At 68.0% G+C, this 12,227-nt stretch carries 9 protein-coding genes; 4 read left to right on the top strand and 5 right to left on the bottom strand.

What is annotated here, in order from left to right; translation table 11 throughout:
* Positions 1 to 22: 22 nt before the first annotated feature.
* Positions 23 to 2,464, bottom strand: coding sequence for a TonB-dependent receptor (locus AC1DCG_RS04945; RefSeq protein ID WP_477029232.1), 2,442 nt, complete (start codon positions 2,462 to 2,464; stop codon positions 23 to 25).
* 190 nt (positions 2,465 to 2,654) lie between these two features.
* On the opposite strand from AC1DCG_RS04945, the gene AC1DCG_RS04940 reads away from it, so the two are divergent.
* Positions 2,655 to 4,238, top strand: coding sequence for an ArnT family glycosyltransferase (locus AC1DCG_RS04940; protein WP_477029231.1), 1,584 nt, complete (start codon positions 2,655 to 2,657; stop codon positions 4,236 to 4,238).
* A 171-nt stretch (positions 4,239 to 4,409) separates the two neighbouring features.
* Here the strand turns inward: AC1DCG_RS04940 and cysS are convergent, their stop codons facing one another.
* Positions 4,410 to 5,801: a cysteine--tRNA ligase gene (cysS, locus tag AC1DCG_RS04935; RefSeq protein WP_165261323.1), complete on the bottom strand. Its 1,392-nt coding sequence runs from the start codon at positions 5,799 to 5,801 to the stop codon at positions 4,410 to 4,412.
* A gap of 193 nt (positions 5,802 to 5,994) precedes the next feature.
* On the opposite strand from cysS, the gene folE reads away from it, so the two are divergent.
* Complete coding sequence (folE, locus tag AC1DCG_RS04930; RefSeq protein WP_165261325.1) at positions 5,995 to 6,633, top strand: GTP cyclohydrolase I FolE; 639 nt, start codon at positions 5,995 to 5,997, stop codon at positions 6,631 to 6,633.
* Between the two features lie 181 nt (positions 6,634 to 6,814).
* On the opposite strand, the gene AC1DCG_RS04925 is transcribed toward folE, so the two are convergent.
* Positions 6,815 to 7,699, bottom strand: coding sequence for a DUF817 domain-containing protein (locus tag AC1DCG_RS04925; RefSeq protein WP_477036766.1), 885 nt, complete (start codon positions 7,697 to 7,699; stop codon positions 6,815 to 6,817).
* 75 nt (positions 7,700 to 7,774) lie between these two features.
* On the opposite strand from AC1DCG_RS04925, the gene hisI reads away from it, so the two are divergent.
* Entirely contained in the window at positions 7,775 to 8,197 is a 423-nt protein-coding gene (gene hisI, locus AC1DCG_RS04920) for a phosphoribosyl-AMP cyclohydrolase (RefSeq protein ID WP_477029228.1), read from the top strand.
* On the top strand, positions 8,184 to 8,810 hold the full coding sequence (locus AC1DCG_RS04915; protein WP_477029227.1) for a LysE family translocator: 627 nt from the start codon (positions 8,184 to 8,186) through the stop codon (positions 8,808 to 8,810). The genes hisI and AC1DCG_RS04915 overlap by 14 nt, the downstream gene beginning before the upstream one ends.
* Positions 8,811 to 8,959: 149 nt before the next feature.
* Here AC1DCG_RS04915 and AC1DCG_RS04910 read toward each other — a convergent pair whose 3' ends face one another.
* Positions 8,960 to 10,663, bottom strand: a complete 1,704-nt coding sequence (locus AC1DCG_RS04910; protein WP_477029226.1) for an alkaline phosphatase D family protein — start codon at positions 10,661 to 10,663, stop codon at positions 8,960 to 8,962.
* Between the two features lie 259 nt (positions 10,664 to 10,922).
* Positions 10,923 to 12,161 (bottom strand): DUF418 domain-containing protein, encoded by a 1,239-nt coding sequence (locus AC1DCG_RS04905; RefSeq protein ID WP_477029225.1) that lies wholly within the window; start codon positions 12,159 to 12,161, stop codon positions 10,923 to 10,925.
* Between the last annotated feature and the right edge of the window lie 66 nt (positions 12,162 to 12,227).

The raw sequence follows: 12,227 nt of genomic DNA, 5'->3' as shown, positions 1-12,227 counted from the left end.
TCTTTCTGCGTCCAGGTTCGGATTAGAACTTGGCGTGCAGGGTGACCATGACGGTGCGCGGGTAGCCCGGCTGACCAAGGCCGGTGCCCGACGGGTTCACCGACAGGTCGCCGAGGTACTTCTCGTCGGTCAGGTTCTTGACGTTCAGCTGGACGTACGAGCCCTTGGCGCCGATGGCTTCCAGGGTGTAGCGCGCGTCCAGGTCCAGCAGAGCGTAGCTCGGCACCTTTTCGGTGTTGGTCAGGTTGGTCCAGCGCTCGCCGACGTACTTGGCTTGAACGCCGACGCTGAAGGCGTCGGTGACGTCCCAGTCGACGCGCAGGCCGCCCTGGTACTTCGGGGTCTCGTACAGTTCCTTGCCCTTGGTCGGCAGGGTGCTGCCCAGCGAGGTGCCCGGGATGTTCGACTGGATCTCGGAGTCGACGTACGAGAACGAAGCGTAGAAGCCGATGTAGCTGGCCGGACGAACGCCGAACTGGGCGTCGAAGCCCTTCAGCACCACGTCACCCACGTTGACCGAGAAGGCGATGTTGTCCTGCTCGTTGAACGCCCGCTCGATGCGGTTGGTGAAGTCGTTGTAGTACACCGAGGCCGCGAACAGGACGGTCGAGTTCTGGAAGCGGTAGCCGATGTCGTAGACGTTGGCGGTTTCCGGATCCGGGTCCGTCATCTTGCGGTCGTAGAGGTCGTCCGTACGCGGCGCCGACAGGGTCTGGGCGTAGCTGACGTAGATCGACTGGCTGTCGGTGAACTTATAGCTGGCGCCCACGTTCGGCAGGATGTCGTCGTACTTGCGCGTGAACTTGCGCGGACGGCCGTACTGGGTGGTGCCTTGACCCGGCAGGGTGACCAGGGTCTGGCCGTTGCCGTCGTCGGTGCCGGCGACCGCGGTAGGGGCCTGGTTGGTGCAGTACGCGTTGAAGGTGTCGACCTGGTAGCAGAAGTTGTTCAGGTCGCGCTTGAAGAACGGCGCGCGGATGCCGACGTTCACCAGCAGCTTGTCTTCGATGAACTTGCCGCGGTACTCGGCCGAGAACTGGTTCAGCGTGGCGACCGAGACGCGGTCACGACGGCGCAGGATCGAACCGTCCGACAGGCGGATCGGTTGGCCGTAGCCGTCCTTGCCGCCGAACACGTCGTTCGGGTTCATCTGCAGGTCGAAGGTCGTGTACTGACCGGTCTGACGGTGGTTGGCCGTGTCGTAGGTGTAGGCGGCGCGGATGCTCTGGCTGTCCGAGAACTTCCAGATGGCCGACGACGTGATGCCGTAACGACGGGTGTTGGTGATGTTCGGGCCGTACAGCAGGACGGTGTCGAGCGTGTCGCCGTCGCCGTTCAGGTCCAGGGCGCCGGTCAGCGACGAACCACGGATGAAGCCGTTGCCGGTGCCGGTGCCGTCTTCACGGAACAGGGCGCGACCGCCGCCGTTGGCCAGGGTGTACTGGAAGTACGGGTCGGCCGTGACGATCAGGTTCTCGCCGATGTGGAACAGCGACTGACCGCGGATGTTGCCCGTGTTCGACGGGTTGATGTTGTACTTGTAGCAGGTGCCGGTGTTCAGATCGACCTGAGCGGTGCCGGCGACCGGGGTGGCGCGGTTACAGGCGCCGGCCGCGCTCGTGCCCGAAACCGAGTCCGTGTAGCCGACGCCCGTGCCGGCCTGGAAGGCCGCCAGCGACATGCGGTTGATGAAGTTGTTGCGGTTTTCGTTGTAGTTGGCGATCAGGCTGACGAAGTCGCCGTTGTCGCCGATCGGCTGATAGATGCGGGCGTTGAACTGCTTCTTGTGGATCTTGCCCGGGCCGTTGAACACGTCGTTCTTGGCTTCCGCGTAGCTGATCCAGGCGCTGGTGCCGAGCGGGCCGACGGCGCCGGTGTCGATCACGCCGAAGAAGCGCTTGAAGTTCTGCTGGCCGCCCTGCAGCTCGATCGTAGCGCCGAAGTCTTCCGACGGCTTGCGGGTGACGTAGTTGATGGTGCCGCCGGCGGCCGCGGCCGTCGGGCTGTCGACGTCGGTCGTGCCCAGGTTCACGTCGACCTTGGAGATCAGTTCCGAGTCCAGCTGCTGGTTCGGGTAGATGGCGTAGTTACCGCTGTCGTTCAGCGGGATGCCGTCCTGCAGCAGGGCGACGCGCTGGCTGTCGAAGCCGCGGATGTTGATGTCGCCGCCGGCCGAGCCGAAGGCGTCGTTGTTGGTGAAGTTCACGCCCGGCATCAGGTTGAGCGAGTCCAGAACGGTCTGGCCCGGCACCTGGCGGGAGATGAATTCCTGCGTGATCGTCGAGCGCGCCTTCGGCACGGTCTGCGAAACGATCGCGCCGTTCTGGTTGCGGGTGGTGGTCGCCGTGACGACGATGGCCTCGACGGCGTCGGTGCCGGTCGACTGGGCGAAAGCGGCGGTCGACGCCAGCAGGCTGCCGACCAGCGCGGTCGACGCCAGGCAGGCGATTTTTTTCGTCTTCATATGCAAGGATCCCCTCATTCTTTGACGCGAGCCCGAAAAAGTGAGCATCAAACCGCATCGTTTGTGGGGTTTAGCGAAACATTTCGAAGGTTTGGTGACGGAAAGGCCACGATGGCCCAGAAACCGCCAGATTCCTCCGTCGCTTGCGGAAGAATTAGTCATATTTCACTTACTTCGGTAAGAAGCGCGCATGACCGCCAGCCCTTACGCCGCCAAAGATTCCCAAGCCCGCGCCTGGCGCTTGACCGCCATCGCGGCGGGCTTGCTGACAATCGTCCGGGTGCTGGCGATTTTTTCCACGCCGCTGGAACTGTACCCGGACGAAGCCCAGTACTGGCTTTGGTCGCGGACCCTGGACTTCGGCTACTATTCCAAGCCGCCGATGGTGGCCTGGGTGATCTGGCTGACCACCCAGATCGGCGGTGACGCCGAGGCCTGGCTGCGGGTCGGCGCGCCGCTGCTGCACGGCGCCACGGCGCTGGTGCTGTATCGCATCGCCAACCGCCTCTACGGCGGATGGACCGGCATGGCGGCCGCGGCCGTCTACGCCCTGATGCCGGGCGTGGCCCTGTCGTCGGCGGTGATCGGCACCGACGCCCCGCTGCTGTTCTTCCTGGCGCTGACGATCTGGGCTTACGTCTCGCTGCCGGCCGCCGAGCCTGGCCGCAAGCGCCTGCTGGTCGCCGCCGGCCTGGGCGCGGCGCTGGGCCTGGCCTTCCTGTCGAAGTACGCGGCCGTCTACCTGCTGGCCAGCATCGGCGCCCACGTGCTGCTGTCGCGCGAGGCCCGCAAGGTGTGGACCTGGCCGATGGCGCTGACCTTCTTCGGCGTGCTGATCGCCGTCTTCGCGCCCAACCTGATCTGGAACGCCGCCCACAAGTTCGCCACGGTCGAGCACACCGCCGCCAACGCCAACTGGGGCTCGCACTCGCTGTTCAATCCGCGCGAGCTGGTCGAGTTCATCGGCTCGCAGTTCGGGGTGTTCGGCCCCCTGCCCTTCGGCGTGCTGCTGGGCGGCGGCATCGTGCTGGCCCTCCGCCGCAAGCTGCAGCCGGCCGACGTGCTGCTGCTGTGCTTTGCTTTGCCGCCGCTGCTGACCGTGGCCGGCCAGGCCTTCGTCAGCCGCGCCAACGCCAACTGGGCGGCCGCGGCCTATGTCGCCGGCTCGGTGCTGGCGGCCGGCTGGATGATGCGCTGGGGCGCACGCAAGTGGCTGATCGCCGGCCTTGCGGTGCAGGGCGTGTTCGCCGGCCTGTTCCTGGCCTGCCTGACCAACCCGCGCCTGGCCGACGGCATCGGCCTGTCGAACGCCTTCAAGCGGGTGCGCGGCTGGGACCAGACGGTGCAGGCGATCATCGACCGGGCCCGCGAGGAGCAGGCCGGCGTCGGCGTGACCTCGGTGACCGTCGACGACCGCTTCCTGTTCAACGTGGCGGCCTATTACGGCCGCGACTACTGGGGCACGTTCGGCGCGCCGCCGCTGCGCATCTGGGTGCACGAGGCCCATCCGCAGAACCAGGCCGAGACCGAGGCCCCGCTGACGCCGGAGTACGGCCGCCGGGCGCTGGTGGCCAGCCTGGAAGGCGTCTACCGCGCCAAGATCGAGCAGGACTTCAGGGCCCATTCGGGCGACGAGATCGTCCGCGTGCGGCTGGACGCCAAGCGCAGCCGCCGCACCGACCTGTTCATCGCCGAGGGCTTCGCGCCCGTGCCGCGCGACCCGAAGACGGGCCTGCCGCCGGATCCGGAGAACGGCGGGTCGACGGCGCGGTAGGGGCTTCGCGAGCGAGGAACACCAAACCCGCAAAACCCCCGCGAAAGCGGGGGCCCAGGTGTTTTGTCGTCGGGCGCCAGGCGTTTCAGAAAAAGCCTGGGTCCCCGCTTTCGCGGGGATTTTACGGATAGGAAAAAGGCCCCCTCGTCGGAGGGGGCCTTTCTTGCGAGATCAGTCCTTCATGCGCCAGGTGGCGCCGGTCGGGCTGTCCATGACCACGACGCCCAGGGCGTCGAGTTCGCCGCGGATGGCGTCGGCGGCGGTCCAGTCCTTGGCCGTGCGGGCGGCGACCCGGCGGGCCAGCAGGTCTTCGACCTGGGCCTTCAGCTCGTCGGAGGCGTCACCTTCGAACCAGCTGTCGGGATCGGCCTGCAGGAAGCCCAGCAGGGCGCCGGCCTCGAGCAGGCGCGACTTGTGGATCGCCACCTCGGTCAGGTCGCCGGCGGTGACGGCCTTCTCGATGGCGCTGGAGACCTCGAACAGCTTGGCCGTGGCGGCCGGCGTGTTGAGGTCGTCGCACAGGGCGTCCATCACCTCCTGCGGGGCCTCGACGGCCTGGTCGGGGGTGACGTCCTTGGCGCGGCGCAGGGCGCCGTACAGGCGGTCCAGCGACTTGCGGCTCTGTTCCAGCAGCTCGGGCGTCCAGTCCAGCGGCTGGCGGTAGTGGGCGCTCAGCAGGGCCCAGCGCACCACCTCGCCCGGCACGGTCTTCACCAGCTCGTGCGGGATGATGACGTTGCCCAGGCTCTTGGACATCTTCTCGCCGGCCATGTCGAGGAAGCCGTTGTGCATCCAGTAGCGGGCGTAGGTCGGCAGGCCGTGGGCGCAGCGACCCTGGGCCACCTCGTTCTCATGGTGGGGGAACTGCAGGTCGATGCCGCCGGCGTGGATGTCGATCGGCAGGCCCAACTGCTTGTCGATCATCGCCGAGCACTCGATGTGCCAGCCCGGGCGGCCCGCGCCCCAGGGGCTTTCCCACTCCGGCTCGTTCTCCTTGGACGGCTTCCACAGCACGAAGTCGGCCGGGTGGCGCTTGTAGGGCGCGACCTCGACGCGGGCGCCGGCGATCATCTCGTCCAGCGGGCGGCCGGAAAGCTGGCCGTAGTCGGCGAAGCTCTGGGTGTCGAACAGCACGTGGCCGTCGGCGGCGTAGGCCGAGCCGTTGTCGACCAGCTTGCCGATCATCTCGACGATGGCGCCGATGTGGTCGGTGGCCTTGGGCTCCAGCGTCGGGCGCAGCGCCCCCAGGGCGTCGGCGTCCTGGTGGTAGGCCGCGAGATAGCGGTCGGTGATGACCTTGATCTCGACGCCCTCGTCGGCGGCCTTCTTGTTGATCTTGTCGTCGACGTCGGTGACGTTGCGCGCATAGACCACCGCCTCGTCACCGAACTCGTGGCGCAGCAGGCGGAACAGCACGTCGAAGGCCACCACCGGACGGAAGTTGCCGATGTGGGCGTAGCCGTAGACCGTCGGTCCACAGACATACATCGTCACCCGGTCGCGATCGGCGGGAACGAAGTCGCGCTTCTCGCGCGCCATGGTGTCGTAGAGCCTGATGGTCATGAAAACTCGGTCGCCTTGACGCAGCGGAAGGGTGTTGTCGGAACGAAAAACCGGACCCATATAGCGGGGAGCGCGTCTTGGAACCACGTCTTTGCGACGTGAAAGGCGCGCCCTTTAACGGGTGGCACGCGTAATTCCAGGACGACAGGCGTTCTGGCGCAACTCAGCCCGTGGAAAGAACCCCCGCCAAAACATGGACGCCCTGACCCGCGAGCGAACCCTGATCGGCTCTGATGACGCCGGTCTTGATCTTGAACCCGCCCAGCGCCCCACCCGCGACGAAGCCATGGCCGCCGTGCGCACGCTGCTGGCCTGGGCCGGCGACAACCCCGACCGCGAAGGCCTGCTCGACACGCCCCAGCGCGTGGTCGACGCCTATGGCGAGTGGTTCGCCGGCTATCACGGCGACCCGGCCAAGGAGCTTTCGCGCACCTTCGAGGACGTGCAGGGCTACGACGACATGGTCATGCTGCGCGGCATCGACGTGCAGAGCCACTGCGAGCACCACATGGCGCCGTTCCTGGGCAAGGCCTGGGTGGCCTACATGCCCACCGGCAAGGTCGTGGGCCTGTCGAAGCTGGCGCGCCTGGTGGAAATCTACGCCAAGCGCCTGCAGACCCAGGAAACCATGACCATGCAGGTCGCCGACGCCATCGAGGACCACCTCTCGGCCGCCGGCGTCGCCGTGCTGATCGACGCCGAGCACCAGTGCATGTCGACCCGCGGCGTGCACCACCACGACGTTTCGACCATCACCACCCAGTTCCGCGGCGTGTTCAAGACCGACAAGGTCCTGCAGCAGCGGTTCATGGACCTGGTTGCTCGCAAATAACGCGATCCCTCTCCCCTTGCGGGAGAGGGTGGCCCCGCGCAGCGGGGTCGGGTGAGGGGTCGCCCCCACGAAAAACGCCGCGACGGCCGATCGGCTGTCGCGGCGTCTTGCGTTTGAGAGACCCCTCATCCGTCGGCTTCGCCGACACCTTCTCCCACAAGGGGAGAAGGACACCTGCCCCCTACACCGCCCCGCGGATGCCCTCGCGCAGGCGTTCGACGCAGGCGTCGAGCGGGCGGTGGACCAGGCTGACCAGCACGAAGCTGATGGTCATCAAGAGGTACCAGGCGCCCAGCTTCTCGATCGGCACCATGTGCCAGCCCTCGCGCTGGCTGGGATAGATCCAGGCGCCGGCGGCCGTGCCCAGGTTCTCGGCCAGCCAGATGAACAGCGCCACCAGCATCAGGCCCAGCAGCATCGGCATGCGACGCTGGACGCGGTCGGGCGTGAACACGAACCAGGTGCGGCCGAACAAAAGGGCCGACAGCACGAACAGCCCCAGCCGCATGTCGGTGACATAGTGGTGCGTGAAGAAGTTCAGATAGATCAGCACCGCCAGGACGTGCGCGCTCCAGAACGGCGGATAGCGGATGAAGGTGATGTCGAAGAGCCGCCAGATGCGGGCGATGTAGCTGCCGACGCAGGCGTACATGAAGCCGGTGAACAGCGGCACGTCGCCGATCCGCAGGATGCTGTCCTCGGGATAGATCCACGAGCCGTGGGCGGTCTTGAAGATCTCCATGACCGTGCCGACCATGTGGAAGATCAGGATCACCGCCGCCTCGTCCCAGCGCTCCAGCTTGAGCAGCAGAAGCAGGGCCTGGATGGCCACCGAAGCGATGACGAGGAAGTCGTAGCGGGCCAGGGCCGCGTCGTGCGGCCAGAACAGGTAGGTGCCGACCAGCAGCACCAGCATCAGGCCGCCGAACAGGCACGCCCAGGCCTGCTTGAGGCCGAACAGCAGGAATTCGTAGGCCCAGCCGTTGGCCTGCGAGCGCTGAGCCCATGGACGCATCCGGCGATCCAACGTCGCCACGCCGTCCTTGATCCTGGACTTTAGGTCCATCGTCCCTGTCGTTCCCGTCCCCCGCCGGTGCGCGGAGGCTAGCCTGAACTGGGGGTCATGCGCCATATGTCTTTGATGACCAGCCAGATCTTCCCCTCCGCTCCCGACAAGCAGGCCCTGGAGCGGGGCGTCGTCATTGCTCCGCGCTTCGACGCAAGCGGCCTGGTGGCGGCGGTGGCGCAGCACGCCGACACCGGCGAGATCCTGATGCTGGCCTGGATGAACGACGAGGCCCTGAAGCTGACGCTCGACACGGGCGTGGCCCACTATTTCAGCCGCTCGCGAAACGGCCTGTGGAAGAAGGGCGAGACCAGCGGCCAGCTGCAGATCGTCACGCAGGTGCGCATCGACTGCGACCAGGACGCCGTGGTCATCAAGGTGCGCCCGCAGGGCGACGGCGGGGCCTGCCACGTGGGCTTCCGCTCGTGCTTCTACCGGGTCTGGGAAAACGGCCAGCTGGTCGAGCGGGAGGAAGAGCACGTCCATGACCACGCCTGAGGCCCTGCTGGCCTTCACCCTGGCCGCCAGCCTGCTGACCATCACCCCCGGGCTCGACACCGCGCTGGTCCTGCGCAGCGCCGCCACCGAGGGCCCGCGCCGGGCGGCGGCCGCGGCCATGGGCATCGGGGTGGGCTGCCTCGTCTGGGGCATGGCAGCGGCCTTCGGGGCCGGGGCGCTGCTGACCGCCTCGGAACTGGCCTACACGGCCCTGAAATGGGCCGGCGCGGCCTATCTGGTCTGGATGGGCGTCAAGATGTTGTGGAAGCCGCGCGACCGCTTCGAGCCCGGCGCGGTGTCGCCCACCGGCGGCGGGAGCGCGGACTCGTTCCGGCGCGGCCTGTTCACCAACCTGCTCAATCCCAAGGTCGGGGTGTTCTACATCTCGTTCCTGCCGCAGTTCGTACCGGCCGGGGCCAATCCCGGCGTGTTCGGGACCATGCTGGCGGGGATCCACGTCCTGCTGGGCCTGGCCTGGGCCGGTCTCCTGATCGCCGCCACCGCGCCGCTTGCCGGCCTGCTGCGCGAGGCCGCCGTGGTGAGGTGGCTCGACCGCATCAGCGGCGGCGTGTTCATCGCGTTCGGCCTGAGACTGGCGCTGGAGCGGCGATAGCCACCATACCTCCCGTCATTCCCGCCCTTGTGGCGGGAAACCCTCCATCAGCCGCAAGAGCGGATGAGGCGGACTGCCGAGCAGTCCGCTTGCGCCTCACCTGCGAGCGGAACCAGGGGTTCCCGCCACAAGGGCGGGAATGACGGGCGCTAAGCCTCCGCGAGCGCCTTGACCCCGCCGCCGTCCGCCGGGGTGACCACGAAGGTCTTCAGCACGCTGGTCGTGTATTCGGTCGACAGGATGGTCGACACCGCCACCAGCTGGCCCGTCGCGCGGCCCTTCTCCAGGGTCAGCAGGACGAAGCCCTTGGCGCTGGGGTGGGCGTACTTCACTTCGCGATTGCGCTGGACGAAGGCCTCGCCGATCGGCGCGCCCGGCATCAGGTCGCCATAGCCGGGCGAGGTGATCGAGGTGGCGCCGAACTCGGCCGCCACGCGGCTGGAGCCGGCGTCGTCCCACAGCTCGTTGGCCCAGAACATGTGGCTGTCGCCGGCCAGCACGATCGGGGCGGCCTTGCTGGTCTTGAAGATGTCGTAGACCCGCTGGCGGTCGGCCGGATAGCCGTCCCAGGCGTCGAGGTTGGAGGGGATGTCGTAGGCCGACATGGCGACGCCCTTCTCGACCCGGCCCCTGGCGTAGTCGGGCAGGGCCGCGACCAGGGCGTCGAACCTGGCGGCCCCCATTGTGGCCTTGAGGTTGGGGGCGGCGACGCGGGCCATCACCACCTGGTTGCCCAGCACCTGCCAGGCGGTGCCGGCCTTGACCGAGGCGTCGACCTCGCGGGCCAGCCACTGCTCCTGGCCCTCGCCCATCAGCCGGCGGGACGGATCCTTCCACTTGGCCACGAAGGCCTCGACCTGCGGCTTGCCGTCGGCCGAGAACGCCAGGTCCTTGGCGTAGTCCAGCTGCTCGGTGCGGGCCGACAGGCGGGTCTCGACCATCAAGAGGGTGGCGATGTCGCCGAACTGGAAGCGGCGCCAGGCGGCCTCGGGCAGGGCTCCGGCCGACGGTTCACGGATCGGCATCCACTCGTAATAGGCCTTCAGGGCGGCGGCCTTGCGCGCGGCCCAGTCGCCTTCTCCCTTGTCGGGATCGTGGTTCTCGGCCCCGCCGATCCAGCTGTCGTTGGCGGTCTCGTGGTCGTCCCAGACCACGATCCACGGCGCCCGGGCGTGGGCGGCCTGCAGCATCGGGTCGGTCTTGTAGAGGGCGTGGCGGCGGCGATAGTCGCTCAGCGAAACGATCTCGTGCGGCGGGTCGGGCCGGCGCTGGGGCGCGACCGGCGAGCTCATGCCGTAGTCCTTGGGACCGCCGCCGTACTCGTAGATGTAGTCGCCCAGGTGCAGCACGGCGTCGACGCGCGGCAACTTGGCGATCGCGTCGTAGGCCGTGAAGTAGCCGTTCGGATAGAGCGAGCACGAGGCCACGGCCAGGACCACGTCCTTGACGCCCGCCTCGGGTAGGGTGCGGGTGCGCCCGGCGATCCCCTCGCCGACCGGCTTGCCGGCCTTCAGCGGACGGAAGCGGAAGTGATAGTCGCTGCCCGGCTTCAGGCCCGTGGCGTCGACCTTGACCGTCCAGTCGCGGCCTGCGTCGGTGAGCGCCTGGCCCTGGGCGACGATGGTCTTGAAGCCTTCGTCGGTCGCCACCTCCCAGCGGACGGCCACCGGGGCGGTCGCGCCCTCGGCCGAAACGCGGGTCCACAGGATCACCCGGTCGGCCAGCGGATCGCCCGAGGCCAGGCCGTGGGCGAAGACGACCTCGCCGTCGAAGGTCTTGGGAGCGGCGGCGGCGACGGGCGCAGCCGCGCCGGAGCCGAGCAGGGCCAGAAGCCCGCGACGATCGATCTTCATGTGAACGCACTCCCCGACTGGACGCCCGCGACGTCTTGCGGTCGCGTTAGTCCCGCCCGGCGACAACCCTATGACACACGCGGTTATTCGACATGCTCATTCATCCGCCCACTTTTCAGCACGTCATTCCCGCCCTTGTGGCGGGAACCTCTCTATCAGCCGCACGGGCCAATAGGGGCGGACTGCCGAGCAGTCCGCTTGCGCCGCACGTGCGAACGGAACCAGGGGTTCCCGCCACAAGGGCGGGAATGACGGGAGTTTATGAACGCCCCAACCGCGTCGGGCCCCGATAGAGCCGCCGCCAGACCCATTCCAGCGGCCCCATGGAAAAGCGCGCGAGCCACCAGCGCGACCACAGCACCTGGGCGATCCAGACCGCGACGACGATCAGCGCCAGGGCCGGGCGGTCGAGGCGGGCGTAGAGGCCAGGGCCGCGGCCGCCATAGAAGATCGCCGTCATCACCAGCGACTGGGCGATGTAGTTGGTGAAGGCCATCTGGCCGACCGGGGCGAGGACGGCGGGGATCTTCCGCCAGACCCCCGCCGAGCGGATCGCCAGGACCATCAGCCCGACATAGGCCAGCGTGGTCAGGGGCGCGGTCGCCATCTGCAGGCCCTCGGCCAGGCGCAGGTCGCGCTCGCCCATGCCGTTCAGCACGAAGGCGAAATAGGGCCAGCCGACCAGGGCCAGAGCGCAAAGCCCGACGGCGATCAGCACGCCATAGGTCCGCCCCGAGGCCTGGCCGGTGAACACGCCCTTCTTGTAGGCCCCCAGGCCGATCATCATCAGGCCGGCCGTCTGCAGGAAGACCAGTATTTCGTAAGGCAGGATCTCGAGCCGGTCGGCGGCGTTGGCGGCCATGGACTGCAGGACGTCGCCCCGATAGGCGGCGATGGCGAGCCCGGCCCGGGCGGCCTCTCCGGCGGCATCGGAGCCGGCGTCGGCGGGCGGGACCAGCGCCAGCAGGGCCAGCGCCAGCCAGGTGACCAGCGAGAAGGCGACCCAGAGGCCGATGCCGCCCGCCAGCAGCCGACGGGCCGGCCACGACCGCGCCTGGGCCACGGCGAACCCGGCCAGGGCGTAGCTCAGCAGCACGTCGCCCCACCAGATCGCCAGGCCGTGGACGATCCCGAACACGGCCAGCCAGCCGAGGCGCCGATAGAGCAGCCCGCCCCTGCCCTCCGCCCCCTTCTCTCCGCCGACCAGGAACATCGAGATCCCGAACAGCATCGAGAACAGGGCGACGAACTTGCGCTGGAACAGCCACTGGGTGACCAGCCACACCGACATGGTCTCCGGCCCGGTCCCGAACGGCCAGGTGCGGACGCTGTCGCTGACCTCCATCGGAAAGGCGAAGCCGGGCGCGTTGCACAGAAGGATGCCCAGCACCCCCAGCCCCCGCAGGGCGTCGAGCAGGATGACGCGGTCTTTGCCTTCGGCCATGGATCCCCCGGGAAACGGCGGGATGGTGGCCTGCGTCGCGGGCGGCGTCAGCATCTCCTTCTCCCCTTGCGGGAGAAGGTGTCGACGCAGTCGACGGATGAGGGGTCGCACGAACGAAAA

The sequence above is a fragment of the Caulobacter sp. 10L414 genome (genome assembly GCF_056395525.1).
The sequence above is the reverse complement of the archived record's forward strand: the minus strand, read 5'-3'. Positions and strand labels throughout refer to the sequence as shown.

Coding starts and splice junctions, on each gene's coding strand:
- cysS (WP_165261323.1), bottom strand. CDS start 5,801: ATGACCATCAGGCTCTACGACACCATGGCGCGCGAGAAGCGCGACTTC.
- hisI (WP_477029228.1), top strand. CDS start 7,775: ATGACCAGCCAGATCTTCCCCTCCGCTCCCGACAAGCAGGCCCTGGAG.
- AC1DCG_RS04925 (WP_477036766.1), bottom strand. CDS start 7,699: ATGGACCTAAAGTCCAGGATCAAGGACGGCGTGGCGACGTTGGATCGC.
- AC1DCG_RS04910 (WP_477029226.1), bottom strand. CDS start 10,663: ATGAAGATCGATCGTCGCGGGCTTCTGGCCCTGCTCGGCTCCGGCGCG.
- folE (WP_165261325.1), top strand. CDS start 5,995: ATGGACGCCCTGACCCGCGAGCGAACCCTGATCGGCTCTGATGACGCC.
- AC1DCG_RS04905 (WP_477029225.1), bottom strand. CDS start 12,161: ATGCTGACGCCGCCCGCGACGCAGGCCACCATCCCGCCGTTTCCCGGG.
- AC1DCG_RS04940 (WP_477029231.1), top strand. CDS start 2,655: ATGACCGCCAGCCCTTACGCCGCCAAAGATTCCCAAGCCCGCGCCTGG.
- AC1DCG_RS04945 (WP_477029232.1), bottom strand. CDS start 2,464: ATGAAGACGAAAAAAATCGCCTGCCTGGCGTCGACCGCGCTGGTCGGC.
- AC1DCG_RS04915 (WP_477029227.1), top strand. CDS start 8,184: ATGACCACGCCTGAGGCCCTGCTGGCCTTCACCCTGGCCGCCAGCCTG.